This window comes from Pseudomonas sp. SB113 (assembly GCF_040754745.1).
Classification (GTDB): Bacteria; Pseudomonadota; Gammaproteobacteria; order Pseudomonadales; family Pseudomonadaceae; genus Aquipseudomonas; species Aquipseudomonas grimontii.
In genome coordinates this window covers 1-26970 of record NZ_JBFMHW010000028.1, presented here as the reverse complement: position 1 = coordinate 26970, position 26970 = coordinate 1, and the positions used below count along the sequence as shown (strand labels likewise).

Genomic DNA, 26970 nt, shown 5'->3' with positions numbered 1-26970 from the left:
GTCGGCCTGTATGCCCTCGGTACGACGGGTTAACCGCGTTTAGCTCTTGGTGCTGCTCAGCAAGGTCTGCTTGCACAGATGGCCGAAGCTGACGAACTCGGTGTTATCGCCACCGACACCAATGCCTGGGTACTCCAACACTTCCATGCGCCACACGCCGTAGTTGAAGTCGGTACGCCAGGTGTTGTTGTAGCCCTGGGCGTAATCGACAAAGGTGGTCTGGAAATCACCGAAGCAAGTGCCCACATTGATCGTGCCAGACGCTTGCCCCGAGCTGTCGGTCGGCGCCGAATACGCCTTGTAGACGATGTCGCCGTTGGCCGGGTCGATCCGCTGGTCGAGATAGACTATCGGGTGCAGGCCCACCAGTGGTGCACCGGTGCTGTCCGACAGGCCCATGGTCCAGGTCAGGTCGCGATAAGCTTGCGTTGTCATGTAGCCATAGCCCACGTCGGAAGCCGAATACGGGATGCGCAACACGCTCGCCTCGCCCTTCACATCCGGGCTGTTCACCCGAGGGTTGGAACCAAACGACAGGTTGTACTTGCCGGTCGCGCTCCACGGCTCATTCGGGTGCTGGTTCGGCCGCACACGCACCTTGACCACGCCGCCGACACCCGGGCTCGGGATCGATGTCGACAGGACGTTGGCACCCACGGTGACCCACTGGGCGCCATCGAAACGCTCAAGAATCCACTTGTTACGCGTGCTGCCACTGGCTGCATCAGCCGTCAGCGCAATACCCACACTCTGGCCACGGACAGCGGTGAAATCGAAGTAATCGACGTCATCCAGGCTGTCGGCATTGCCGTTGATGTAGTTGAGGGTATCCGGCAGTTGGAAGGCTGTGTCGGGGGTGTCATTGGGTTCAAAGGCGTCGAGGTTGGTATCGACCGCAACACCGAACTGAAAGCTCGAACCCTGAACCGCCGCGTTGGCTTCCATGAACCAGTAGTAATCGCCGGCTGGCACCACGCCGCCAAGGCTTTCATCGCCAGTGCCGGGGTTATTGGAGGTGCCCAGCGGCAGCGGATTGCCCTGGCCGTCATCCTGGAACAGCGACAACGACATGTCGGTGCCTGCCGTTTGGTTGACCAACAAGACGTTGATCCGCGCTTTCTGCGGCAGGTTGAAGTGGTAGCACAGCAGGTCGCCGGTTTGCACACCATCGATCGTGTAGAGCGAGTTGACGTCCAGCGTCTGTTCACACCCCTGGACCAGCGCAGCCTGCACGGCGGGCGCCGACTGGGCCGTGGCTTTTTGTACCTTGGTCACCCTGGCCGGCGCGGTGTTGTCTTCCACGACCGAATCGGCTTTCGCCTTGGCGGCAAACAGCGGTTTCTTCAGTTGGGCACCCGCTTGCAGCTGCTGCTTGAGGGCAGCCGTCGCCTTGTTGGCCTTGATCTTCGCAGCGTTTTTCAACCCTTGCTTGACCGCGGGAGGCGCCGCTTGCGCAGCCAGGTGAGGGTATTGCTCAGCGAGGGCAAAGGCCGAGACAAAGCAGGTGGCCGCCATGGCCGCGCCCAGCATAAAGGCTTTTTTCGATTTCATTTTTTATCCATCCATAGTTAAAAATTGAAGGTCAGGTGACATCCGGTCACCTGGGATGGAATGTAGGACAAGACTGTATGTATGTACAGTATTTTTTATGAAAAAATGCAGCCCCATTCAAATGGGGATGTCGGCCCATCTACGCCAAACGGTCCAAACCACTGTTGCGATAACCCAAATAAAGCCGACGTAATAGGGCCACAACACCCAACGCTTCAGCCCTAATGGAACAGACGCCAGCTCGGCCTCGGTCACAACACCTGCTTTCACATAGCGTGCTGAGTCAGACAGGAAATCAAACATCAACAGCATGCGGTATTGCCTGCCGAGCCATCGGTTTCGTCTCCAAAATCGCTTATTGGCGCGGACCCTTTCGTTATGACTGAAATAACCTTCTACCTCGTCGAGTTTTGTATATTCGGCAAACAGCGCCAGCCCCAAAACGACAAACGCCCCCACAAAATGCACAATGGTGAAGGCAAGAAAAAACGACACGATTAAGCCCCCTCTGGCTCGAAGATCAAATCACCGTTGACCTCCAGGATTTTTCCACCCAATAACGCACCTTCATCACCTAGACCAGAGCCTACCGCCTGCCCACCCGCAGCGCCGCCGATGACTGCGCACGCAAGCGCACCTTGTCCCTTCATCGAAATACCCAAAAATAGGTGACAAGCACGAAGAGCGAAGGCTGCACCATACTTTCCCCCAACAGCAGCCCCAGCCACTCCCCCCACCAACCGCCCCGTCACACACGCCTCCTTGATCTCCAGCCCGGTTGCGCCCGCATCCAGCGCGATCCCAATGAAAGTCCCTTTACCCAGCCACTTGGACATCTGCGCAATCTCGCGCATGCGCTGTGCATACCCCGCAATCTCGCCTCTATGCAGATAGCTTTTGGTCGAAATCCCCAGCACCTTCTTCAACGACTCATTACCCTGCAACCCCGTGCCGCGCCTTGCAGTTGCAGATCCAGGCGCCGGAACAACGCCTGGCGCTGTTTGATAAAGCCATCCCGGTCCAACGCACCGTCCTTCAAGCGCTGATGCAACCCCTCGATGTCCTCCAGGGTCTGCGCCACCTCATTCAGATGCCGCGCCCAGGCCGATGTCGCACTGCCGATACCCATCGAGCCGTACGTCATGAAGCTCTGCAGCAAGTCATAGTTGCCGAGCAACTCCCTGCCCGCCTCGGTATTCATTTCCAGGTTGCGCCGAACCTCTTCGGCATGGCGCATCAACCAGGCTTCCTCGCCCGAACAGCTCACACTGTAGGGATCGGGAATAATCACCAGTTGCCCCGGCGCGACCAGGCCTGGCCGCAGGTGCCGATTGAGCACATCAAAATGATCGGCGCGCTGCTGGCTCGGGGCGCCGCCCATGAGGCGGGATTTCAAACGGGTGTAGTTCGTTGTGCGGTCGTTGATATAGCTCTGCGCCATGCCCTACATCCGAGATGCAAAGAAGATGGCGTCGAAATATAAGCAAGCACCTACGCCCCGGACACAAGCGCAGGGGGGCTGAATTGCATTTGGGAAGTTGCCTACCTCACGAAGAAACAGCGCCTACAGAAACAACCCTAATAACCGGTCATTTCCAGGTAACCCACCCCACCGTCAAAGCGCACCGGTCCTTCCCAGTACGGAATACTCAGGTTCATCCAGGCGTTCGGGTTGACGGCCTGGGTGGTGATATCCAGCTGCTTGCTGGGAATCTTCAGCGACCAGCGTGTGGGAATGTGGCGTCCGTCGATCACCGTAGTGTCCAGCGGTGCCAGTTGGATGTCGGCGTTGTGCAGGGTCTGGGTGTGGCCTTCGCGGTCGATCCAGGTGCCGGTCAGGTAGGAGGCGCCGTCGGTTTGCCGCACACGAAACAGCATCAACTGTTCGCCACGGTCCAGGTGCAGGGAGAACCAGTCCCAACCGGTCTGGCTGGCGGTCAACGGTTGGCTGCTCCATTCGCGGTCGAGCCAGGCCGGGCCGCTGACTTGATACGTCTTGCCGTCGATGCTGACGCTGCCATCGGCGGTAAAGAAGGGCTGGCTGTAGTAGTACGACGCCTGGCCCTGGTCGGATTTACGGCTGTAGCCGTTGTCGCCCTGCAACACCAATGGCCGGCTGGAGGTCAGGCGCAGGTCGTAGGCAAATTGCGCACCGCTGGCCTTGAGTTGCATGTCCGCCAACGCGCTCGCGGCACCGGGCTGGCTGGCGAAATTCCAGTCGTCGATCCAGGCGTTGAACGGCACTGCCTGTGCCCCGGCCTGGCCGACGCCGCCGCGGGCGAAGCGTTCGGCGGCGTAGTGATGGGTGGCGGAGGTGACGGCGGCGTGGCCGAGCCATACGGTCGAGTCGTGCCAGCTCGCTTGCGTCGGCCCGGCCTTGAGGGCATTGCGAAACAGCGTCCATTGCACGCCGAACACATTGCCCTGGGCGTCCTTGAGGTTGGCGGTGACGTACCACCACTCGATACGAAAGCCATCGTGGGGGCCGTGGTCCTCGGGAAAGCTGAAGACCTTGCCGGGCAACACCTGGGCAAAGTCGGCCGCGTCGCTGCCCAGGCCGGCGAAGCTTTCCTGCGGCGCGGGGACTTTGTCACAGGCCGCCAGCAGTAATAATGCACACATCAGCGACCTAATCTTCATGGGCAAACGTCCTCAACAAATCCGCCGGACGGCTGCGATACAGCTGCCATAGCGGCCAGGCCGACGCCAACAACGTGGCCAGCAGCGCCAACCCCAGCAATTGTGCGAGCTGCCACGGGAACACTTGCAATGGCAGGCGCCAGCCAAAGGCCTGCACGTTGATCACCGCATCCAGGCACCACGCCAGCAACAGGCCCAGCGGCAATGCCAGCAGCAGCGTGAGCACCGCCAGCAGCCAGGTTTGCCCCAGGTTCAGCAACATCAATTGCCGCCGCGTCACCCCCAATGCCCACAGCGGGGCGAGTTGGCCGAGGCGGCTCTGGCTCTGGGTCAACAGGCTGATGAACAGCGCCACCCCGGCCACGCCCAGGGTCAGGCTGTTGAGCGCGGCGGTGGCGGCGAAGGTGCGCTCGAACACCTGGCTCGACCAGCCCTTGAGTTGCTGTTGATCGACGATACGGCTGTCTTCCAGGGCAAAGGCGCGCTGCACTTCACCCACCAGCGGCGCCACGTTTTCCGGCAATACCCGTAGGTTGAAACGCGCCGGCGTCAGTGTCGGCCAGTGGGCCAGCAGGTGCCGGGCGTTGACCAGCACGTGGCCCTTGGGGTTGCCGTAATCGGCGTACACCGCCACCACGGTGGGCGACCACACACCGCGCGGCGTGGGAATGCTCACCGTGTCACCCAGCTTCACACCGAGCCGCCGCGCCAGTTGTTCGCTGAGCATCAGGGTCTCGCCTTGCTGCAACTGGTCCCACGGCGCGTTCGCCGCTTCCAGCAACGGCCAGTGCTGACGATAGGTCGGGTCGTCGACCACGCCAAACAGATCCGCCGGCCAGCCCTGCAATTGCACCGCGACCTGCCACGTGGGCAGCACCGTTTGCACCAGCGGTTGCTGCGCCAGCCAGGCGCTGAGTTGCTCTGCCTGGGCCGGGTTTTGCGGGTTGAGGTACAGCTCGGCGGTGAGGCGTTGCTCCAGCCAGTTATTGAAGGTGTGGCGAAAGCCCGAGGTCATGGAGCCCGCGCCGATATTCGCGGCCAGGGCCAACAGCAGCGCCATCAATGCCAGGCTCAAGGCCGGCAATTGTTGGCGGCAGTCGGCCAGAAACCACTGGCCAAGCACCGAACGGCTGCGCCCCAATACAGCTTTCAACAACCCATTGAGCACGACCGGCAAGCCCAGGGCCGCGCCGAGCAACAACCCCGCCATCAGTACAAAACCGGCAGCCAGGCTGTCGCCCCGCCATAACGCCAACAACGCGATCAACAAGGCCGTAGCCGCGACCCAGCCCTGGCGCCGCAACCAGCGCCCATGGGCCTCGTGCCAGGCCTGGGCGTTGGCCAGCGCCAGCAACGGCAAACGCGCCGCGCGCCACAGGCTGCTGGCGCCGGCAAGCACGGCGCCGAGCAGACTCAAGCCCAACCCCGCCGCCCACCACCAGGGACTCAAGCTCAATTGGCCCGGCACTTCGGCGCCATACAAGCCACGCAGGCTGGCGGCCACATCCGGCAGCAACAGGCTGGCCAGCAGGTAACCGCTGGCGACGCCGAGCACGCCCCCCAGTACCGACAAGGCACCCAGCTCCACCCCCAGGCCGAGGATCAACATCCGTGCACTCACCCCACAGGCGCGCAAGGTGCGCAACAGTCCGCGCCGCTGCTCCAGGGCCAGGCCGATGGCCGCGTGCACGATAAACAGCCCCACCACAAACGACAGGAAGCCCAGTGCATCAAGGTTCAGGTGAAAGCTCTCGGTCAGCCGCGCGAGGTTATTTTCCTCGCCCTGCTTGAGTTGCAGCCCGGCGGGCGCTGTGGGATGGCGAGCGGCGAAAGCCTTGTCCACCAGCAGGCGCGAGAGCTGGCCGGGCATGTCCAGCAGCGGCTGGGCAAACCCGATATCGGTGAGCAACAGGCCGGGCGCCATATCCGGCTGGACCTGCAACGGTGGCAGGCGCTGCCCCTTCAGCGTGAGCGGTTGCTGGCCTGCGCGCAGGCCCAGGGCCTGCAAGGTTTGCGGCGCGATCCAGGTCCGCCCCGGCGGTTCAAAGAAGGCCAGCATCTGCGCCTGGCTCAAGTGCTGCCCCGCCACCGCGCCGCTGCCGGGCAACGACAGCGGTTCAATGCCCATCAATTGCAGGCGCACGTCCTCATGCCCCTTGAGTTGCAGCCGCCCCTGTACCACCGGCGACACCGGCCACCCGGCGCGGCGCAGTTGGGCAAACAGCGTTTGCGGGAAACTGGCCGCGTCCGGCGCACTGAGGCTGGCCTGGGGTTCGCCGCCGATCAATTGGCTGGCGCGTGCGTAACTGTCGCGGGCCTGGCTGTTGAGGGCCTGCACCCCGGTCAGCAGCGCGGTGGCCAGCCACAGGCCGGTGAGCACGCTGAAGAACTGCACCGGATGCCGTCGCCAATGGCTGAGCAAGGCGCGCAAGGTCCAGTAAAACACGCTCACGTCGGCACGACCTTTGCGTGATGCAGCACCACCTGCCGGTCAAGCCGCGCGGCGATGCGTGGGCTGTGGGTGACCATCAACAGGCTGGTGGGGCTGTCGCGCAACAGGTCCAGCAGCAGTTGCAGCACCTCATCGCTGGTGGCTTCGTCGAGGTTGCCGGTGGGCTCGTCGGCCAACAGCAACCCCGGGCGCGACGCCAGGGCACGCCCCACGGCCACCCGTTGCTGCTGGCCGCCCGAGAGTTGTTCCGGGTAACGCTTGAGCAAATCCCCCAGGCCCAGGCGCTCGACCAATTGCGCCTGCCACTGCGGATCAAAACGCCCCGCCAAGCGGGCCTGGAACGCCAGGTTGTCGTCGACGCGCAAGCTGCCGATCAGGTTGAACTGCTGGAACACCAGGCCGATTTCGGTACGCCGCCAGTGGGCCAGTTGCGCCTCGCTCATCTGGTCGAGGCGCTGCTCGCCCACCTGGATACTGCCACCGTCCACCCGATCAAGCCCGGCAACCAAGTGCAACAGGGTGCTCTTGCCGCTGCCTGACTCGCCCATCAACGCCAGGCTGCTGCGCGCGCCCAGGTGCAAGTCGACCCCCGCCAACACCGCCAATCGGCCCAGGGGGGTGCCGTAGCTTTTGAAGACACCTTGCACCTGCAACATGGGAACACTCATTTGATGGCTGGCAATCGAGAATAACGGCTGAGGATCGCGGTCACGCAAATTTTTCACATGGTTTTCACCGCCCGCCCACCCACCCCACTTTAAATTACCGGCCAAGCGTCACTCGTCGGCAACTTTTTAGTTGCCACGCCTGGCAACTTTTAACCGCAGCATGTTCAGCGAAAAGACAGCAGCCCTGTGACAGCCTTTTGCTCCACTGCGGCTATTCGCCAACACGTTGCGCCTAACTAATACAACATTGCCAACAGCGTCCAAGGTGAATGAAGTGGTTGACCTTACCCTGATTAAACCACGCTCGCGCCGGGCCTTTTTCAAGCGCCTCAAACCGCTTTGGCTCGGGCTTGCCGTGGTCACCGTACTGCTTACTTGCGCCCTGTTCTGGCCGACATCGCCACGGGACCTGGGCGTAGGCGAGCGGCTGATGACGTCCCAGGTGCTGCCGCTGTGGCGCGACGGCGACCTGATCGTACTGGTGCGTCATGAAGAGCGCTGCGACCGTTCGGCCAACCCTTGCCTGGGCCCGGTGGAAGGCGTGACGATCAATGGCAGCCAACACGCCGAAAACCTTGGAAAAGCCTTTAAATCACTGGGCATGGACGGCACCGACGTACTCTCCAGCCCCGCCATTCGCACCGCCCAGACCTCGCGTTTCATGTTCGGCAAAACCGACACGACCTCCAGCGAACAAGCCATCTGCGGCAAGGCCATCGGCGAAGAACTGCTCAGCCACAAACAGGCTGGACGCAACCTCGTATTCGTCACCCACAGCGGTTGCATCGCCGACTTCGAAACCGCCCTGGGCTTCCCCCACGCCAAGTTTTCCGAGTACGGCAGCGCGCTGTTCGTGCAGGTGTTGGCCAACGGCAAGTTCAAGGCCCTGGGCATCATGAAAAACCAGGATTGGCCAGCCGCACTCAAACAAATCTAAGTCATTCCCTTCCCGCCACTACGGCATATGTTCAGCAAAAAGACAGCCCTGTTCTGGCATGTTTAGTTGCGCCCTTTAATTAAGGTCGTTATGACTATTTCCTGTTACTTAGTGAACGCTGTGACGACTTTATCCATTACTTCATTAGTTGAAAAAACAACCACCAGACGTCAAGGAGCGACGTTTTCATGACCCGCCTGAAACCCCTGCCGGTACTCTTGCTGGCCTTCGTCGCGTTTTATCTATTGCCACTGGGCCTGCACGGTTTGTGGATACCGGATGAAACGCGCTACGCCCAGATCAGCCAGGAGATGCTCCTGAGCGGCAACTGGGTGGCGCCGCACTTCATGGGCATCCGCTACTTCGAAAAACCTGCCGCCGGTTACTGGCTGATCGCCCTGGGCCAGGCCGTATTTGGCCAAAACCTGTTCGGTGTACGCATCGCCTCGGCCCTGACCAGTGGGTTGAGCGTGCTGCTTGCGTACCTGATCGCCCGCCGCCTGTGGAATGCCCCACGCAAAAGTTTCGCCTGCGCCCTGCTCTACCTGAGCTTTGGCCTGGTGGCCGGGCAAGCGGGGTACTCCAACCTCGATCCGCCATTCACCTGGTGGGTCAACCTCAGCCTGGTGGCGCTGTGGTTTGCCCTCGACAGCAGCACCCTGCGCAGCCGCCTGGTGGCCTGGGGCGTGTTGGGATTTGCCTGTGCCATGGGCTTCATGACCAAGGGTTTCCTGGCGTGGGCACTGCCAGTGCTGATCGCCGTGCCCTATATGCTCTGGCAGCGGCGCCTGGGCGAGTTGCTGCGGTATGGCCCGCTGGCAATCGGCGTGGCCGTGCTGGTGTGCTTGCCCTGGGTGCTGGCGATCCACAACCAGGAACCGGATTTCTGGCGCTTCTTTTTCTGGAATGAACACATCCGCCGTTTCAGCGCCGACAACGCGCAACACGTGCGGCCATGGTGGTTCTTCCTGCCGATCATGGCGGTGGCTTGCCTGCCGTGGGCCGGGCTGCTGCCCAACACCCTGCACCAGGCCTGGACAGAAAAGCGCCAACCGGCGATCGCTTTCCTGGCCCTGTGGTTGCTGCTGCCGCTGGGCTTGTTCAGCCTGAGCAACGGCAAGCTGCCGACCTACATCATGCCGTGCCTGCTGCCCCTGGCGTTGCTGATGGGGCATACCTTGAGCGAGCTGGTCAGCCAAGGCAGAACCCGAACCCTGCGCCTCAATGGCCTGTTCAACTTCGTGATCGGCATGGCCGCCATGATCGGCCTGATCTACCTGCAAATCGCGAGGCCGCTCTACGGCAACAGCCATGCCGAGATGTTCAGCCTGTCGCTGGCCTTTATCGTGCTGCTGGGCTGGATCCTCACCAACCTGCTGCAAAGCTTTCGGCCGCTGACGTTGTGGGCAATGCCAGCCCTGGGCATCGGCCTGCTGGTGGTGCTGCTGCCGTCGAGCATGCCGGCCTACATCGCCGATAACGAAATGCCCGACCAATTTGTGCTGGAGCATGTGGATGAGTTGCAGCACACCCACGCGCTGCTGAGCAATGAACTGGAGAGCGCCAGCGCCTTGGCCTGGCGCCTGCAACGACCCGACGTGACGCTGTATGACACCGAAGGCGAGCTGCGCTACGGCTTGCAATATGCCGATTCGGCTCCGCGCAAAGTCGATCTGGAGCAGGTGCAAGCCTGGCTCAAGGACGCCCGCCAACACGGCTCGGTCGGCGTGCTGCTGCGGGTCAACAGCACCAGTGAAATGCGCGAGGCCGGGCAATTGCCGCCCGGAGGCAAACGCTATTACAAGGGCTACCTGGAACTTATCCTCTACCCGCAGGCGCCATGATGCCGGGTTATCTCAAGACCGAACGCGGCGCCCTGCTGCTGTTGCTGGCCGTCTCGGCCCTGCTGCTGCTCACCGGCCTGGGTGCGCGTGACCTGTGGGGCCCGGAAACCCGCTGGGCGAATATCGCCTTGCAGATGCTGCAGAGCGGTGACTATTTCGACCCATACCTCAAGGGCGGGCCGTATTACGACAAACCCCTGCCCTCCTACTGGCTGATCACCGGCGCGGCGCACCTGATGGGAGGCCTCGGGCCCTGGTCATTGCGCCTGCCGTCGGTGATCGGCGCGTGGCTGAGTGTGTGGCTGGTGTACCTGATCGGCGAACGCCTGTTCCGCAAGGGCACAGGGCTGATCGCCGGCTGGATGCTCGCCACCACCTTCTACTTCCTGTTCTGGGCCCGCGTGGCCACGGCGGATGTGCTCACCGTGTGCGGCGTGCTGGCGGCAGTCGCGTGGTATTGGCGCGGCCCCGACGACACGCGGCTGTGGCGCTATACGGTGTTTTTCCTGTTGCTGGCCCTGACGTCGTTGTTCAAGGGCCTGATCGGCTTTGTGCTGCCCGGCCTGGTGCTGCTGCCGCACCTGCTCAGCGAACAGCGCTACAAGCGCCACCTCAATCTGCGCCTGCTGCTGGCCGTGCTGATCGCGGCCGCCGTGTATGCCGTGCCGTTCGTGCTGTCGCACTTGTACGGCGCACCGACCTATGGCGAGAGCGGCCTGGCGTTGGTGTTCCGGGAAAACGTGGTGCGCTTCTTCGACCCGTTCGACCATATGGGACCGATCTACACCTACCTGATCTACCTGCCCGCCTACACGTTGCCCTGGACCCCGTGCTGGCTGCTGGGCCTGTGGCTGGCCGTGCGGCACTGGCGCCACACCCCGCCCAACGTGCGCTGGCTGGTGTGGGGCCTGGGCCTGCTGTTTGTGTTCTTTACCGCCAGCGGCAGCCGGCGCAGCTACTACGTGCTGCCGCTGGTGCCGTTTGCCCAGTTGCTGGCGGCGTGGTGGGTGAGTGAGCGCGTGTTGAAAAAGCCCGCCAGTTGGCCGCGCTGGCAGAAGGGCTTTGGGGTCGCTGCCGCACTCATGCTGTTGATACTTGGCGTGGCCTATCCCTGGTCCAACGGCAACGGCGGCGTGACCCGCTTCGCCGAGGATGTGCAAGCCGAGGCCGTGAAAAGCGCGCCCTGGAACCAATGGCAGATGGTGCTGGTGGAAGTCGACAACAAGGTACCGATGTACCTGCAAAATGGCGGCAAGCCTTTCTACTACGTCGCCGAAACCCAGGACTTCCCCCGCCAGGGCGACAGCGCCGCGTTCATGGCCTGGCTGGAAAAAACCAGCAGCCGGGCTTTCGACCCGCAGCGCACGATCATCGTCGCGCAGTTTTCCAAGGAGGATCCGACGCCGTTGGCATTCCTGGGGGCGGATCATCAGGTGATCACGACCCAGCCGGACAATGGCGAGCGGCTGTTTCACAAGCGTGAGGATGGGAGTGTGGCGTTTGTTCCCACAAGAAAGGTAGCGCCGTCACGGCTTGATCGGAGTAATGATGCGGGTCAGCAGCGCCAGTGAGATGCAAGAGGCCTGGAGGCAAACGCCATCACAAGAGTTATTCTGATACTGATCCCGAATCCGCAGTTGCCCATTACGGCGGCAGACCCGCCGCATGAATAAAGGCCTCGTCCAAGCTCTTAGCACCGTATGCCTGCAAAAAGCCTTTCCCGTCAGTAAAGTGATTGAAACGCTGCTGACTTAGCATATAAAAGTTATCACAATGAGTAACAATTTCGTCGACATTGTGCGACGAAACCAGCACCGCGACTCCTTCTGCCGCTGCGCCCTCCAGGCATTTCCAGATGTAATTTCGAAACTCCGGATCTACACCTGCAGTAGGCTCGTCCAATATCACGAAGTCCGCATTGGCGGAAAGCAAAGACAACGTGAAAAACCAACGTTTTTCACCGTAGCTACAAAGGGAGGACTTTTTCTTCCATATTGCACAATATCGCTCTGCTATCCCCGGGGCCCATCTTTCGATTTTTTCTAGTGCGTGCCTTTGAGTGACGGTGTTCTCCGAACAAAAGAGCATCATCATCCTAAAGACATCAAACATACGGAATACGGTTGGTGTAGTAATGGTTTGCGACAGGTAAAGAAGCTTTGAAAAAGAGCTGCAAACTTCACCACCATCGGCATTTTTCAAACCACAAACCACATCAAAGAAGGTTGTTTTTCCAGAACCGTTAGGCCCCAACAAACCTGAGATCGAGCCCGCTTCCACTCTCAATGAGGCCTTATTAAATAGAACGTGTTGCGCAAACCTAACATCAAGTGAATTTACGATAAGCCGCTTCATCAATAACGACTCCAAACTGGATTAACAAGCAAAAAGCGAAATATCAACCATAATGACCACCCAAATAAGAAAACGATAGTCATAACGACATATTTCAGTTCAGACACGCCGCTCAACATAATGTGATTCGCCCACCACATCGGATTGAAAACACTAAGCGTCTCAAGTAGGGCATGAGAAGAACGTAGATTGGCAATTCCGAGCGCCAGCATCGCAAAGGATAATATTGAAAAAGCGGTATGAGCATTTTGAAACCCCAAGGGAATCAGCGTCAATAAAAGTGACATTATTGAAAACATCAGAAAACAGACATAAAACCTCCCAACGATAACAAAGAACTCCGCCACACCCATAACGCCATAGTAATTTCGAGTAGAAACATAAAAAGCCGTGCAATAGACTAGCGACATGAAGGAATAGGCCAAGACCTGCCCAACGAGAAAGATAATTTTTGTGTGTGATGTGTACACAAAAGATCGCAAAAAACCACTTTCCCTCCGTCCAACTATATAAAATGCCAAGCCAAAAAACGCCACACTAGACGATACAAACGCATAAAACCACGAAGTATTCGAAAGATAACTACCTGGCGTATCGCTTGCGGGCAACCTAGCGTAGCTAACAAGATAAAATGTAACCACCGGCGATAGCACAATCCAAAATAATGCAACAGGCTCTTTCAATTGCTCTTTGATAAAAAGCTGCGCCAGCAAAAGAGGTTTAACTAGAAAACAATAACTCATCACTCACCTCACGGAAACGGTACCATTTTTTTTGAGCGGGATGACAGCACCTGACTCTCAAATCCTTTAGAGTACTTATTTACTAAGTTAATATTTTTTGCATTATTCATATGCAGGAATAGATCAGGCGACACGTACTTACTGAAAACACAGTCAAACCCATTAATTTTAGAAATTCTCGAATAAAAATACCCTGAACTATTTTCGCCTTTCAATACCGACAAAATTCCATCCAATGTAAAGCCAGCATTGGAATTTTTTTCCTGCCCCTTGGTATCAATCTGTACATCGGTGACCTCCTCGTAAGTTTCATATGAATTACAGCTTAAGAAATATCGTAAATAGTAGTCCTCTACTCTGTCTTCATCAGAATCTAAAGCCTTGAACAAATCCATAAACCGATATGTTTGCCACAATTCTAGAATTGACTTCTCTACTGCACTAGCGACATCCGAAGCATAAGACATTCCCGCGCAATACTTAACATTGTGATTCGCCCTGCGCTGACCATATACAACCAATACACACACACCCGGAAATTTAGAGTCTGAAATATCAAAAACCGAGACATCACCTGAAGCGAATAAAGCACTATAAAGATGCCTAACATTTCTTCGCACTAATAGCTCTAGCACTTGTGCGTTCGACATCCTCGATCGACACACGTTTGTCAACCAAAACCTCAAAAGAAATTGTCGTTCAAGGTATTCCTTTAATGCCCCTAAAAAAGAGACATCAGTACGCCAGTGAAAACTGCAGCCACATGTATCTCTTAAAGGATATAAAAAATTGTCGTTTTCAAGACCAACAGAGGAAAGAGAAATACAAACAGTAGGAATAAAACAGGTGGAAAAATCCAAAGATCTAACCACTTTACTTAAGTAAAACTCATGTTCCTCAATTGCTCTAGCTAAGATTTTCTTCGAACATGTCTGAACGAACGCACCTGTAAAGCTATCTATTTCCCCCTGTGTCAATGACTCGCTGAGAAACCCGCACCTTCTAGAAAGAACCTCTCTGTAAAAATGACGACGTTCGAAATATTCGCCCAAGCCAATCTTGATTGAATTTGCCCCCCCTCCCACGCCAGAACCATTAACCGAAAATGCATCTGATACTTCCACAGAACTCGGCAAAGCAACTAAACCCGCAGGCTGAAGCAATAGCATTCCAGGAAGATCTGGCTTCTGCATCGCATTAATAAATTTCATGCCGCTTACCTATAAAATGAACACACATAGGAAAGAACAACGCTGGATTGACCCCCAGCGCCTTACAGAGCATTGAGTCCGTATAAGCAGACCAGAGACGACATGCGAGGCCTAAAGATTTAGCTTGGAGTTCCACAAGCATATAGATAGAACCAATCTCCATAAGCGACATTCGGTACCCACGATAACGATACTTGAACAAACTCTTGGGTATGTAGGCAACATAAATGATCGCCATGCTGGGGCTACCAATATCATCGGCGGACGCCATTATGGCGGACTTGAGCAATTCAATATCGACCTCGCCCTGCATCACCTCGAATTTTCTAGACCGTGGGAGCAAATGCAAAATTTTCCCGGCATCCGGCCATGAGGTGTTCTGATTTGAAAGCGAACAAACAAAAATCTCCGCCGGATACAGTGCTCCACCACTTGGATACCCTCTCTTGTAGGAGCCTCCCCCCCTTGAAAGCAACGGACAAATTAGCTTTTCAACATCTGAAAAATCTAAAAATTCGGATAAAAACCGTTCGCATGATTCATTTCGAAACTGGTGTTTTTCAATCTCCTCTTTGGGCAGAGTGAGCTCAATAGTCAAGTCCATATCAGGGTAAAGAACCAGCTCATTACCGGTTAGTTGAGCAAGCCGCTTGTTATCCAAAAAATGAAGACCGACACGGTCTTTAAATGCCCTATGAAAGGTAAAGCTCCCTTTACTGTGAAAATCAAGAACTTCTTCATAAACCCAAGCATCAATAAATCTTAGGTAATAGTCATGAGGAATACTTTTCATTCACTCACCCCCAAGCAATCACACATACACCAATGTGAATTGGGCTCTTCAAAAATTTTACCATCGCTTAATTGAAGGTATGAGACATACAAAATATCATCTTGATATTTGCGCGCCACTACTGGATCAGTAAAAAATTTAATCTTTTTTATTATCGATCCAACAACAATCATTTCCTCATAGAGACTTAGCGTCTTAGAGGGAACATTTACATGTTTATTCCTACAAAATCCTAGAATGCTCGCCCAATTATTTCTCGTCCGCTTGGCGGATTCATTATTAACGAGTCTGTCGACGGTGCAGAAATGGCAAGGATTTCCAATTTCGGCTATATAGGGTTGACCTATACAAAAAAAACCACCCATTGGCCAACAAACGCTAATAGCGCTTTGCGGTGATGCTTTAGCCAAATCAAAATGAATTTTCTTAACTTGATCGTAATCATAGGAATGGCACAGCAACACAACAAAACACCTGAGTCCGTGAATCGACGCCACTACATCACTAGAGAACTCCACAAACTCCAGCGCCCCGGATAACTCCTGTGCAAACAGCTCCTCAAGATCAGTCCTACCTTTCCATGTATGTACAATCACTGTCTTTTCAAAATACACGTCTTCAACAGTCTTTAATGGAATAATGCTCTCCAAAAAACCGAACGCACTCTTCGGGTTTAAACCATTTCCAGACAGGAGCGCATCAAACTCTTCGCGTGTAGTCACATCTGAGGCTTTCAACTGACTAAGAGCCGCTAGCAGTGGCTGAGAGTGAATTTTTGAAATCCCCATATCGGACACCACTAGACTTTCCGATTCAAAATTCAAAATCTCATAATTAGGTACGATTATGTTCATCACACTTTCCCCTCTAGAGGCTTTCTAACGGACATTCAGAAAGCCTCATTAAGTGGGTGGCTGTTGAGCTTCAGTCATTCAGCGACTCTTGCTCCGTTACTGAATGGCACCCACCACTTCCTCCATTACATCCTCCTCCGCCACCACATCCCCCGCTGCCACCACAACCACCTTGGCTTCCTGACGCACCACCGTTACCGGCGTAAAGATTGAACTCATAGTCATCATAAAAATTAAAAACAAACGCTCCGAACTCTTCATTCTTCATTTTCATATCTCCAGGCTTAAGATTTTTTCCTTCGATCACTTTCGACAAGTGACAAACTCAATCTAGCCTCCAGGAAAATATTTGCAATTTCTTAAATTTCTTAGTGTAGGAAAATTTACCAATCAAATTAGGAAATTTCACTCATCAAAATCAGAACTTTTGATAGCTGCGCATTAACTACGTATTGCAAACCGCCACATCCCCCAACTAAACATCCATAAAAATTATGAATTTACGAACTACCACCGACTATTTACGTACGGCCTTCAATTCTGAGAGGCGGTTATAAGACCAGAGTATTTTCTAAGGCGTCCTGAGAATTAATTCGACGAGCGGTATCACTTTTTAGCTAAACACTTCAACTTTAAAGCTCCGACTTTCTTTCAATGTGCCGCTGCAATGCTAAATGGATCTACTCATCTAGCCCCGCCACATGCGCCTGCACCGCCCTTCCCACAATCCGATTGCAGATACACCCGGCGCGGGTAAACCGCTTCAGGTGGCGAAGGTGAATCTGTATACCGCATAGGATGGGGCGTGGGCGGACGGGACGGTGCTGACTACGCAGCGCTGAAGCACTTGGGGGCAGTGAGCTGATGGGTCATGGCAAACAGGTTTTATGGCGTGAGCATGCTTTTTGTGGCGAGCAGGCTTGCCCTGCGCAACCCAACGCGGGGCAAGCCCACTCGCCACACGCCAATGCCGTGCGGCCTTATCTCAGCGCAATCCGGGTTTTCATCGGACCGCTCTTACACGACTTTCGGGTTGCGTCTGATGAACCTCGCCGCTAACCTTCGCGGGTCGCTGCAAATTCAGCGAATGGGTGTGGTAGCCCAGTTCTTTCATAGACCCCAAAACGCTCAAGGGCGTTTTTTTGTGCGGGCTGCTTTGTGGCGGCTGTGCATGGGAGGCTTCGACCTGCCGGGTTTCTATGACCGGTCTACCACCCCGTGTACAGTCGCCTCCTGACTTCGTGTGGTAGCGAAATGGAGGTGCTCATTCATAGGAGCTTCGCCATGAAGAAAGTCACACCCAATCCCCCGCTACCCACCTCGGATGACAATCCGCAAATCCCCCCCGATGTCATCTTCACCGTGCGTCCCGGCCTGAGTACGGAAGCGACGTTGAGCAACGCCAGCGAGATGCTTGAATCGGCCACGGTCTGCGCATACGGCTGCGCCGAACGTCTTGACGGTCACAACCGCCGGCATGTGCTGGCAATGGTGCAGATGATCGAGATTGCGCAGTTACTGGTGGATGAGGCGCTTAATCGGGAATACCCGGCGGCCTGATCACACAGCGCAAATCCAATCAGCACAGCAAAGCCCCCTGTGGGAGTTGTCGAGCTTCAGCGAGGCTGCGATGGGGCCGGGGCGGGCGGTCAATTCGTCGACTGACCGGCCGCTATCGAAGCCTCGCTGAAGCTCGACAACGCCCGCACTGGATCTTCATCAGGCAGGATAAATGCAGTGAAGTTACCAACTGCCCATCGCCAGACTGAACGCTGACACTTGCGCAAACTAACGAGACGGCCGGGCCCACGGTGACCTGCCATTAACGCTGAGCCTCTGCGATCCTGGAAGGGTTAAAAGTCTGTGATGTCGAAGTTCAGATTGACCTCGTAATTATTAAGCACAATTGATTTGGTTTTGAACCACAGCGTTCCGCTAATCGGTTTGTCAGGGTAGCTGTTTTTCAACTCAACCCAACCTTCAATCCCTTTGTACTCTCTGGTTACACCGGTCTCTCGGATAAAAGTCTTGTAATTCAGCGTCAGTTTCACCTGCGCGTCGCCAATCCTATAGGTGCCGCTGGAAACGTCCTCGCGATCAAGATGAAGACCAATGAGCGCTGTCTCACCAGGTTTTTCCAGATCATCCACGGTGCCATGGAAACGCAACGTCCCCTCCTGGTTGTCACGCCAGATCCATTCAGCGTCAAAGAACGACTCTACATTGGTGTACAGGTTCTTGACCGTCCCGGTCATAGTACCGGTGGCTGTCCCTCTACCAGGCTTCTGAAGTTCGATACCTTCAAACATGTTCATCTCCTCTCCAGTATCAGTGTGTAGTTGCCGCGCCAACCTGTATTGGATAGAAAAAAATGAGCTCCGTAACCTGTGATTTATGACAGGTTTAAGCACGTACTTTTTATTACTTGTTGTCATTAGCACACGGTTCACTTTAACCAGGACGGCACCCACGCTACCAACTCCCCATCCCCAAACTGAACGGCGAAAACTCCGCGAACTGCCAGCGCAGCGCCAACGCCGCCGGGCGGCGGACCAGGTGTTCCACGGTCACTGTCCATAACCGCTGCGCGCCCTCGAAGCGGGCGACCTCAGGCCCGTCGAGAATCAACGAGGTACGCCCGGCGACCTGCAACAGGTCCCCCGATTCAAAGTCGATAAACAACAACCCCGCCACCGGATTGGCCGCCAGGTTGCCCAGGGTGTTGAAGAACAGGTTGCCGGCAAAATCCGGGATGGTCAGCACGTCGCCCTCCACGCGCACGAAGCCGGTGTGGCCGCCGCGATGGGAAACGTCCACCGAGCGTTCACCGTCGACATCCACGTAGCTGGCGACGAAGAATGTGTCGGCGTTGCGGATCATGGTTTCGGCTGCAGCGTCCAGGCCGCCCATACGCTCAACTTGCGTGCCGGGTTTACGCGCAACCCCATCGACCGGCCGCAGTTGGATGTATTTGGGGCAGTTCCCGAAGGTCTGCACGACGTCGATTGACAAGCCGTACTGATCAAGTCCGCCGACACGGCCGTTCATGCGGTTGCGGCGCCGGGTGTTCAGGTCGATGCCGAGCAGGCCCACTGCGGCACCCTCGTGCAAAGCGGCCCGAGCCGGGTCGCTGGCAGACGGCAGGCTGTCAATCTGCAAAGTATAAGGATCGGGAGAATGGGCAAACCCCGGCGCGCCTTCGACCATCGTCGCCCAGGGAATCCCCTGCTCATCCACCACGCCGAGCATCAGGTACGGCAACAAGGGATAGAAGTCCCGATGCTGCTCCGGCAGGTGATCGCGTATCACCTTGGGCCCGACCACCGCCATGCGCTCGGCCACGCCGACTGCTGCTTGTAACTGCCGTTCGCCGGCATGCCAGGGGGACTGTTCGATAGGGTTCATGGCGATCACCTCAAGTTGGTTGCCCCCATGCTGCGCCCTGCCAGCCAAATGCAGAATGCCCACCCCAGGCAATCCACTATTACGCCAACTGAAATGCCGGGTGCTCACGCAGCGCCGCCACGCAGTGGTCGACGAAGCTACGCACGCGCATCGGCGCATGCCGGCCCTCGCGGTACACCACGTGCACCGGCAAGGGCGCTGGCTCGTAGCTCGGCAGGAGGCGGCATAACTGGCCGCCGAGCAGATGCTCGTGCACCGGGTAGCTCAAGCAACGAACCAGCCCCGCGCCCTGCAGCGCCGCATTGATCGCGCCTTGCACCGTGGCGCAACTCAGCCGCGCGCGGGCCTTGAGCTGGCAACCCAGGAACTCCCAATGCACCGGGTTGGCATTCGCGATCAGGCGATGCTGCTTGAGGTCGTCCGGGTGTCGGGGTTCGCCGTGCGCCGCCAGGTAATCGGGACTGGCGCAGAGGATCTGCCGCACGTGCCCGACCGGGCGCGCGATCAGCGATGAGCTGGGCAACTCGCCGACCAGGATCGCCACGTCCAGCCCTTCTTCGTGCAGGTTGGGATAATAGTCGTGGTAATGGGCGGCAAGCTGCACCGCGGGGTACCGATCCATATAGCTGGCCAACAGCGGTGCCATCACATAGCGGCTGAACAGCAACGGCATGAACACGCGCAGATTGCCCTGGGCCTGCACATGCAAGCCCTTGGCCGAGGCTTCGGCGGCGTCCACGGCGGCCAGCAGGTGCACGCAGTCGGCCAGGTACGCGTGCCCGGCGTCGGTCAGGTTGACGCCGCGCGTACTGCGCGCCAGCAATGCCACGCGCAGGCGCGCTTCCAGGCGGGCCACGGCGCGCACCAAGGTCGGGCCGGACACCTGGGCACTGCGCGCCGCCGACGCCAGGCTCGGTTGCCCGGCCAGCGCGGCGAACAGTTGCATGTCGCGATAACGTTCCATCAGCCGCGCCGCTGCATCGCCGGGTTCAAAGCTGCGTCCTGGCCGAGGCGATGGCTGAGGAAATCGACAAAGGTGAGGATCTTGGCCGGCACCCGTGGGCTTTTCTGGAACACCACCTGGATCGGCAGCGCTGCCGGTTCAAAGTCCTCCAGGACAATCTCCAGCTCACCGGCCGCCACCGCCGCCACGACCTGATAGGACAGCACCCGCGTGATGCCCCAACCCACTCTCGCCAGATTGATCGCCGCGTTGTTCGCCGTGACCACCAGGCGCGGCTCCACCGGCACCGCCAATGGCTGGCCGCCCTCGACAAATGTCCACTCGCTCAGCAATTGGCTGGAAGACGAGGCAGCAAGCTTCGCCTCGCGTAACTGCGACGGGTGCCGAGGCCGGCCATGCTGCGCCAGGTAAGCCGGCGCCGCACACACCACCCGACGCACCTCACCGACCTTGATCGCCTGCTGCCCCGGCTCATGCAGATGACCGATACGCACCGCCACATCCACCCCTTCGTCGACCATGTTGACCACACGATCCACCAGCAAGGCATTGATATTCACCAGCGGAAAACGGTCGAGGTACTCGCCCAGCACCGGCGCCACATACAGCTCGCCAAACAGTACCGGTGCGGTCACCGTGAGGTGGCCGCAGGGGATCGAATAACTGCCCGCCGCCGCTTCTTCGGCTTCGTCCAGCTCGGCGAGGATGCGCCGGCAATCTTCGAGGTAACGCTGGCCGGCTTCGGTCAGGTGCAGGCTGCGGGTGGTGCGCGCCAGCAGTTGGGTGCCAATGCGCGCCTCCATGGCGGCGATGGCACGGGTCACGCTGGGCGGCGAGGTTTTCAGGCGGCGCGCGGCGGCGGCAAATCCCTCCTCCTCGGCCACCGCCAGGAACACCTGCATTTCATGGAAGCGGTCCATCCGCGCACCTCTTGAAGATTACTGGGATTGCAAGCCCACTGCCGTACGCGGCATGCCCACGAAACCCGGCAAGGCCTCAATGCTGGCAAGCCAGGCGCGCACCTTAGGGTAGTCGGCCAGCGACACATTGCCTTCCGGCGCATGAGCCACGTAGGTGTAAAACGCAATATCGGCGATGCTCGGTTGCTCGCCCGCCAGGAAGCGGGTTTCGCTCAGTTGCTGTTCCATCAGTGCCAACAAGGCATGGGCGCGACTGATCGCCGCCGCTGCATCCACGTCGGCACCGAACACCACGGCCAGCCGTGCGGTGGCGGGCCCGGCGTGCAGTTGGCCGGCGGCCGCCGACAGCCAGCGCTGTACGCGCGCCTGCCCGACCGGGTCGCTTGGCAGCCATTGGCCTTTGCCGTATTTCGTGGCGAGGTAGACCAGGATCGCGTTGGAGTCCGCCAGCACGGTGCCGTCGTCGTCAATCGCCGGGACCTGGCCGAAACGGTTGATGGTCGCAGTGAAACCTGCGGTTTTATGCGCGCCTTGCTTGAGGTCTACCAGGATGAATTCGCTGGGCAGCCCCAGCAGGGACAGCATCAGCTCGGCCCGATGGGAATGGCCGGACAGTGGGAAACCATAGAGTTTGATCGCAGGCTGGGACATGTAACGCTCCAAAGGGTTGGGTTTTGACACCCGGCATGTTCCACCGCTGCGCCGACCACTGGAATCACCAGGTTTTACAATCCAGCATTTCACTGGGCGAAACAATCACTCGCCAAACAATTCGACGATCAGCGTGAACAGCGTGGTCTTCACCGCGCTGTCCAACTCGGTCCAGGCCAACCCCGTGCTGGCCTGGAACGCCCCCAACGCCAGCGGTCGCGACACGCAATTGGCCGGCAACGCCCGCGCGGCCTGCTGCGGCAAGACGCCGACGCCCAACCCGGCGCAGACCAGCGCGAGCATGGTGGTGAACTCGCCCAGTTCGGATGCGATCTGCAAGGGGGTACCCACGGCCTGGATAAATTCGTCGTAGAACCCCGGCGCATACCGCCGCGCGAGGATGTATATCGGCACGTCGAGCAGGTCGCCGGGCTGGATCGAATCCTGCGTGGCCAACGGATGATCCATCGGCAAGGCCACGCAGAATGGCTCGCGCAACACCACGCGGGTCTGCACCCCAGGGTAGGCGGCGGGCAGGCGCATCAAGCCGAAATCCAGGCGGCCACTCTTCAACGCGGCGGCTTGATCGGGGCCGGGCATGTCCTTGAGTTCCAGCTCGATCCGCGGGTAGCGCTGATGCACCGTGCGGATCAACTCGGGCAACAGTTGGGGCAATACCGATGACACAAAGCCCAGGCGCACCCGGCCGATTTCCCCCCGGTTGGAGGCCCGCGCCGCATCCGCCGCCCGCGCGGCCTGGTGCAGGGTCGCCTGGGCTTCGGGCAGGAACACCCGACCGGCATCGGTCAAGGTCACCGAGTGGCGATTGCGGTCCAGCAGGCGTACGCCCAGGCCACTTTCGAGCAGCTTGATCTGCATGCTCAGCGCCGGTTGCACAATCGACAACTGCGCCGCCGCCCGGCCGAAATGCAGCTCCTGGGCCAGTACCACAAAGGCGCGCAAGTGCTTGAGTTCCATCCAGCCTCCACGGTTATCACGGATATTGATCAGCCGATCATAAATGAACATTGGACCTGCGCCCTACACAGGAGTGAAGTTAAGCTCATCAACCCGCGTTTTTACTATCACAAGCGCGCCTGGAGAAATAGGCCCATGCAAAGTGTTCTAGACACCTTTCGCCTCGACGGCCGGCTGGCGCTGGTCACCGGTTCCAGTGCCGGTATCGGCTTGGCTATCGCCCGAGGCCTGGCCCAGGCCGGTGCACGGGTGGTGCTCAACGGGCGTAATCGCAGCACCTTGCGCGACGCCGCCGCGCTGCTGACCCTTGAAGGCCTGGAGGTGCACACCCAGGCGTTCGACGTCACCGACAGCGCGGCGATCCAGGCCGGCGTGGCGACTATCGAGGAACGCCTCGGGCCCTTGGACATCCTGGTCAACAACGCCGGCATGCAACGCCGTGGGCCGTTGGAAGACTACAGCGAGCAACACTGGCGCGAACTGATCAGTACCAACCTCGACAGCGCCTTTCTGGTGGGCCAGGCCGTGGCGCGGGCGATGATCCCGCGCAAGCGTGGGCGCATCATCAATATCTGTTCAGTGCAAAGTGAATTGGGCCGCCCGGGCATCGCGCCGTATGCGGCAAGCAAAGGCGCGCTGAAGATGCTCACCAAGGGCATGGCCATCGACTGGGGCCCGCACGGGCTGACCGTCAACGGGATCGGCCCCGGCTACTTCAAGACCGAGTTGAACGCCAACCTGGTGGCCAACCCTGAATTCAGCGACTGGCTGGTGCAACGCACGCCGAGCCGCCGCTGGGGCGACGTCGCCGAACTGGCCGGTGCGGCGGTGTTCCTGGCCAGCGATGCCGCGAGTTTCGTCAACGGTCATATCCTGTATGTCGACGGTGGCATCACCGCGTCGCTGTAACCCTGGAGAACCTTATGCACGCCATTGTCTGCCACGCCTCAAAAGACCTGCGGGTCAGCCCCCAGGACGAGCCCCCTACCCTGGGGGCCGAGCAACTGCGCGTGCGCATCGCCCGCGGCGGTATCTGCGGCTCGGACTTGCACTACTACCAACACGGCGGCTTCGGCACCGTGCGCCTGCGCGAGCCGATGGTGCTCGGCCATGAAGTGTCAGCAGTGATCGATGCCGTGGGCGCGGACGCCGGCCTGTTCAAGGTCGGCCAGCGCATTGCCGTATCGCCATCGCGCCCGTGCGGCGCTTGCCGTTATTGCCATCAAGGCCTGCCCAACCATTGCCTGAACATGCGCTTCTACGGCAGCGCGATGCCCTTCCCGCATATCCAGGGCGCGTTTCGCCAGAGCCTGGTGATCGAGACGCATCAGGCCCATGTGCTGGCCGATCACGTCAGGCTCGCCGAAGGTGCCTTGGCCGAACCATTGTCGGTGGGGTTGCATGCGATCCAACGGGCCGGCGCGGTGTTCGGCAAGCGCGTGCTGGTGACCGGTTGCGGCCCCATCGGCAACCTGCTGATCGGCAGCCTGCGCGCCGCCGGTGCGGCTGAAATCGTCGCGGTGGACCTGTCCGCCAGTGCCTTGGCCTGCGCGAAAAAAATGGGCGCCACGCGCACCCACAACATCGCCGACGGCATCGATGCGCTCAAACGCTACACCGCCGAGAAGGGTTATTTCGAGGTGATGTTCGAAGTCTCCGGCAACGCCCAGGCCCTGCGTAACGGCCTGGACTGCATCGCCCCGCGCGGCGTGCTGGTCACGGTCGGCTTGGGCGGCGAGGTGTCGCTGCCGCTGAACCTGCTGGTCAGCCGCGAGATCGACCTGCGCGGCACCTTCCGCTTCCACAGCGAGTTTGCCCAGGCGGTGGACTTGCTCAATCGCCAGGTCGTCGACGTGCGCCCGGTGATCTCCCACACGGTGCCGTTCGAGCAGGCCGTGCAGGCGTTTGAACTGGCGGCGGACAAGACCCAGGCGATGAAAGTGGTGCTGGATTTTGGCGTGGCGGATCATCCTTGAACCTGTGACGAGCCCTTCCGATCAGCAAGATTCTTATGGCGAGTGAGCAAGCTCCCTCGCCACAGAAAACCCCTTCGCCAAATGAACGCTTAGCGCTCTTGCAAGCGCTCACGCAAAAACCGGTGGCTCCTGGAAAACAACCGCCGATAGGTCAGCAACACCGCCCCCACCGTACCCAACGCCGACGACGCGGCAATCAGGAACATGATCACGATCTGATAGCGCACCGCGTCCACCGGGCTCTCCCCCGCCAGCACCTGGCCGGTCATCATGCCGGGCAGGCTGACAATGCCGACCACGGTCATCTGGTTCAGCGTCGGGATCATCCCCGCGCGCACCGCCTGGCGGATCGCTTCCTGGGCGGCTTCCCAGCGTGAACCGCCGAGGGCCAGGATCATCTCGATGGTGTTGCGCCCCGAGGTCAGCTCCTGGGTCATGCGCTCAATCCCCAAGGACACACCAGTGAGGGTGTTGCCGAGAATCATGCCGAGGATCGGGATCGCGTACTGCGGCTCGTACCACGGGTGGATGCGGATCACCGCAAACAAACCCACTGCCGTCACCAGCCACGAACTGCCCCACACCGACAGGATGCTGTCGACCCTTTGCCCACGGTACGTGCGGCGCCCACGCCCCGCCGCCGACAGCCCGGCGATCAGGGTCATTGCACACATCAACGGCAGCACCACATACCAGTAGGCGAACTCGAACACCCAGCCCAGCAGGTAACCGATGGCCAACAGTTGCACCACGGTGCGCACCGCCGCCCACAGCAACTGGCGGCCCAGGCCCAGGCGCAGCAGCAGGGAGAGCGCACCGTTGACCAGGATCAGCGCAGCGGCGATGCCCATGTCCAGGGCGGTGAGGTTTTGATAGTTCATGGCTGGGCCGCCTTGCTCAACACGCCGGCACTCATCTGCCAGTGGATGTCGCTCATGCGCCGCGCCTGGTCGAGGTCGTGGGAAACCCAGAGATAGGCGCGAGCGTTATCACCGGCAAACCAGGCGCTGATCAACGCTTCCACGTCACGGGATGAGGTGGGGTCGAGGGCCGCGGTGGGCTCGTCCAGCAGCAGCACCTCGGGGTTGAGTTGCAGGGTGCGGATCAGCGAGACCACCTGGGATTCGCCACCCGACAGGTCCAGCGCGTTCTTCGTCAAAAAATCGACCGCCTTGCCGGCATGCCCCAGCAAAATGGTCACCGCGTCCCGGTCGAAGCGGCGCTGACGCAGGGTCTTGAGGCTGAAGGGAAAGCGCAGGTTGTCCTCCACCGTGCCTTCAAGCAGCGCCGGCCGCTGGGACAGGTAGCTGATATGGCTGCGGTAATGGGGAATCTCGGCATTGGCAATCGGCTGGCCGTTCCACAGGACCTGCCCGCTGGTAGGCGCATCCAGCAACGCCAATGCGCGCAGCAACACACTTTTGCCAGAGCCGGAAGCGCCGGTGATCGACACGCGGTCGGCGCGGTTCAAGGTGAAATCCGTGGGCTGCAGCAAGGGCACTTGGCGGCGCTCGTCCATGCGCGTGAGGGCGCGGGTTTCTATCAGTGCGCTCATGGACGCGGTGTTCCTCTTAAAACCTGTTGGGCGCAATGGTGCGGCAGACGCGGGAAGTTTTCATGAGAAATTTCAAACTATCGCCACCGCTGTCGGGCTTGATCGCCGCGCACCAGAAAATCCTGGATACCCGCAAGGACAAATACCCGCTGAACACCGTAATTCAAAATGTGGGGGTGTGCCCTCACTCCGGCCAGCGTGTTTAACGGGGCGCCTAAGATCCAAATCAAAAACAGAGCAACAGCTCAGCTCGCGATACGACTGGGGTTGTCTGCGCCACCTACAATGCTGTGTAGCAGCCAACGCTAACCACGATGCGAAGCGAGCCGCTCTTGATCTTGCTTTAGATCTTGATCTTGATCTCAGGCGCCCCGTTAAACCACGCTGGCCGGAATTCGACAGTGATTTGGGGGGTAAACCGGCAGGGATGCCGGTTTAGCCGCCCCGCGCCATGGATGGCGCGTGGCGGCGGC

Annotated in this window: 26 protein-coding genes and 1 pseudogene; 7 read left to right on the top strand and 20 right to left on the bottom strand. The window is 58.7% G+C overall.

What is annotated here, in order from left to right; genetic code table 11:
- Positions 1-39: 39 nt before the first annotated feature.
- The 6 genes and pseudogenes from AB1462_RS26830 to AB1462_RS26805 form a co-directional block, all read right to left on the bottom strand.
- Positions 40-1551, bottom strand: a complete 1512-nt coding sequence (locus AB1462_RS26830) for a hypothetical protein (RefSeq protein ID WP_259193217.1) — start codon at positions 1549-1551, stop codon at positions 40-42.
- Positions 1552-1668: 117 nt separating this feature from the next.
- Positions 1669-2046, bottom strand: a complete 378-nt coding sequence (locus tag AB1462_RS26825) for a hypothetical protein (RefSeq protein ID WP_367248412.1) — start codon at positions 2044-2046, stop codon at positions 1669-1671.
- Between the two features lie 2 nt (positions 2047-2048).
- Positions 2049-2992, bottom strand: a pseudogene (locus tag AB1462_RS26820) (hypothetical protein).
- Between the two features lie 137 nt (positions 2993-3129).
- Complete coding sequence (locus tag AB1462_RS26815; protein ID WP_090406128.1) at positions 3130-4191, bottom strand: lipocalin-like domain-containing protein; 1062 nt, start codon at positions 4189-4191, stop codon at positions 3130-3132.
- Positions 4181-6643: an FtsX-like permease family protein gene (locus tag AB1462_RS26810; protein ID WP_367248410.1), complete on the bottom strand. Its 2463-nt coding sequence runs from the start codon at positions 6641-6643 to the stop codon at positions 4181-4183. The genes AB1462_RS26815 and AB1462_RS26810 overlap by 11 nt, the downstream gene beginning before the upstream one ends.
- Positions 6640-7299, bottom strand: a complete 660-nt coding sequence (locus AB1462_RS26805; protein ID WP_367248408.1) for an ABC transporter ATP-binding protein — start codon at positions 7297-7299, stop codon at positions 6640-6642. Before AB1462_RS26805 ends, AB1462_RS26810 begins: the two co-directional genes overlap by 4 nt.
- Positions 7300-7576: 277 nt before the next feature.
- Here AB1462_RS26805 and AB1462_RS26800 point away from each other — a divergent pair, with 277 nt between their 5' ends.
- From AB1462_RS26800 to AB1462_RS26790, 3 genes are all read left to right on the top strand, one after another.
- Positions 7577-8248 carry a histidine phosphatase family protein gene (locus AB1462_RS26800; protein ID WP_367248406.1) on the top strand — a complete coding sequence of 224 codons (672 nt, stop codon included), beginning with the start codon at positions 7577-7579 and terminating at the stop codon, positions 8246-8248.
- Between the two features lie 188 nt (positions 8249-8436).
- Entirely contained in the window at positions 8437-10092 is a 1656-nt protein-coding gene (gene arnT / locus AB1462_RS26795) for a lipid IV(A) 4-amino-4-deoxy-L-arabinosyltransferase (protein ID WP_090406140.1), read from the top strand.
- Positions 10092-11663, top strand: a complete 1572-nt coding sequence (locus AB1462_RS26790; protein ID WP_367248405.1) for an ArnT family glycosyltransferase — start codon at positions 10092-10094, stop codon at positions 11661-11663. The genes arnT and AB1462_RS26790 overlap by 1 nt, the downstream gene beginning before the upstream one ends.
- Before the next feature lie 73 nt (positions 11664-11736).
- Here the strand turns inward: AB1462_RS26790 and AB1462_RS26785 are convergent, their stop codons facing one another.
- The 6 genes from AB1462_RS26785 to AB1462_RS26760 form a co-directional block, all read right to left on the bottom strand.
- Positions 11737-12447 (bottom strand): AAA family ATPase, encoded by a 711-nt coding sequence (locus AB1462_RS26785; protein ID WP_315338421.1) that lies wholly within the window; start codon positions 12445-12447, stop codon positions 11737-11739.
- Positions 12447-13190: an ABC transporter permease gene (locus tag AB1462_RS26780; RefSeq protein ID WP_367248403.1), complete on the bottom strand. Its 744-nt coding sequence runs from the start codon at positions 13188-13190 to the stop codon at positions 12447-12449. Before AB1462_RS26780 ends, AB1462_RS26785 begins: the two co-directional genes overlap by 1 nt.
- Before the next feature lie 8 nt (positions 13191-13198).
- Positions 13199-14401 (bottom strand): YcaO-like family protein, encoded by a 1203-nt coding sequence (locus AB1462_RS26775; RefSeq protein ID WP_315338419.1) that lies wholly within the window; start codon positions 14399-14401, stop codon positions 13199-13201.
- Positions 14388-15194 carry a SagB/ThcOx family dehydrogenase gene (locus tag AB1462_RS26770; protein ID WP_367248401.1) on the bottom strand — a complete coding sequence of 269 codons (807 nt, stop codon included), beginning with the start codon at positions 15192-15194 and terminating at the stop codon, positions 14388-14390. Before AB1462_RS26770 ends, AB1462_RS26775 begins: the two co-directional genes overlap by 14 nt.
- Complete coding sequence (locus AB1462_RS26765) at positions 15191-16048, bottom strand: McbB family protein (protein ID WP_367248400.1); 858 nt, start codon at positions 16046-16048, stop codon at positions 15191-15193. The genes AB1462_RS26770 and AB1462_RS26765 overlap by 4 nt, the downstream gene beginning before the upstream one ends.
- Positions 16049-16118: 70 nt before the next feature.
- Complete coding sequence (locus tag AB1462_RS26760; protein WP_259193206.1) at positions 16119-16364, bottom strand: hypothetical protein; 246 nt, start codon at positions 16362-16364, stop codon at positions 16119-16121.
- Between the two features lie 968 nt (positions 16365-17332).
- Here AB1462_RS26760 and AB1462_RS26755 point away from each other — a divergent pair.
- A complete protein-coding gene (locus tag AB1462_RS26755; protein ID WP_367248398.1) occupies positions 17333-17608 on the top strand; it encodes a DUF3077 domain-containing protein in 276 nt (91 codons plus the stop codon).
- 293 nt (positions 17609-17901) lie between these two features.
- Here the strand turns inward: AB1462_RS26755 and AB1462_RS26750 are convergent, their stop codons facing one another.
- From AB1462_RS26750 to AB1462_RS26725, 6 genes are all read right to left on the bottom strand, one after another.
- Positions 17902-18357 (bottom strand): hypothetical protein, encoded by a 456-nt coding sequence (locus AB1462_RS26750; protein ID WP_141691222.1) that lies wholly within the window; start codon positions 18355-18357, stop codon positions 17902-17904.
- A gap of 163 nt (positions 18358-18520) precedes the next feature.
- Positions 18521-19453 (bottom strand): pyridoxamine 5'-phosphate oxidase family protein, encoded by a 933-nt coding sequence (locus tag AB1462_RS26745; protein ID WP_367248396.1) that lies wholly within the window; start codon positions 19451-19453, stop codon positions 18521-18523.
- A 79-nt stretch (positions 19454-19532) separates the two neighbouring features.
- Complete coding sequence (locus AB1462_RS26740) at positions 19533-20417, bottom strand: LysR family transcriptional regulator (protein WP_367248394.1); 885 nt, start codon at positions 20415-20417, stop codon at positions 19533-19535.
- Positions 20417-21337 carry a LysR family transcriptional regulator gene (locus AB1462_RS26735; protein WP_367248392.1) on the bottom strand — a complete coding sequence of 307 codons (921 nt, stop codon included), beginning with the start codon at positions 21335-21337 and terminating at the stop codon, positions 20417-20419. Before AB1462_RS26735 ends, AB1462_RS26740 begins: the two co-directional genes overlap by 1 nt.
- Before the next feature lie 18 nt (positions 21338-21355).
- Complete coding sequence (locus AB1462_RS26730; protein WP_090406155.1) at positions 21356-21988, bottom strand: glutathione S-transferase family protein; 633 nt, start codon at positions 21986-21988, stop codon at positions 21356-21358.
- Positions 21989-22093: 105 nt separating this feature from the next.
- Positions 22094-22966 (bottom strand): LysR family transcriptional regulator, encoded by an 873-nt coding sequence (locus tag AB1462_RS26725; RefSeq protein WP_367248438.1) that lies wholly within the window; start codon positions 22964-22966, stop codon positions 22094-22096.
- Positions 22967-23101: 135 nt separating this feature from the next.
- Here AB1462_RS26725 and AB1462_RS26720 point away from each other — a divergent pair, with 135 nt between their 5' ends.
- Entirely contained in the window at positions 23102-23875 is a 774-nt protein-coding gene (locus AB1462_RS26720) for a glucose 1-dehydrogenase (protein WP_259193201.1), read from the top strand.
- 14 nt (positions 23876-23889) lie between these two features.
- The gene (locus AB1462_RS26715; protein ID WP_367248390.1) at positions 23890-24942 is read left to right on the top strand and encodes an L-idonate 5-dehydrogenase; all 1053 of its coding nucleotides are present in this window, start codon (positions 23890-23892) and stop codon (positions 24940-24942) included.
- 89 nt (positions 24943-25031) lie between these two features.
- On the opposite strand, the gene fetB is transcribed toward AB1462_RS26715, so the two are convergent.
- Both fetB and AB1462_RS26705 read right to left on the bottom strand, forming a co-directional pair.
- Positions 25032-25823, bottom strand: a complete 792-nt coding sequence (gene fetB / locus AB1462_RS26710) for an iron export ABC transporter permease subunit FetB (RefSeq protein WP_090406163.1) — start codon at positions 25821-25823, stop codon at positions 25032-25034.
- Positions 25820-26497, bottom strand: a complete 678-nt coding sequence (locus AB1462_RS26705) for an ATP-binding cassette domain-containing protein (RefSeq protein ID WP_090406166.1) — start codon at positions 26495-26497, stop codon at positions 25820-25822. Before AB1462_RS26705 ends, fetB begins: the two co-directional genes overlap by 4 nt.
- A gap of 62 nt (positions 26498-26559) precedes the next feature.
- Between AB1462_RS26705 and AB1462_RS26700 the strand changes: the two genes are divergently transcribed.
- Positions 26560-26703 (top strand): hypothetical protein, encoded by a 144-nt coding sequence (locus AB1462_RS26700; protein WP_259193199.1) that lies wholly within the window; start codon positions 26560-26562, stop codon positions 26701-26703.
- The last annotated feature ends 267 nt before the right edge of the window (positions 26704-26970 follow it).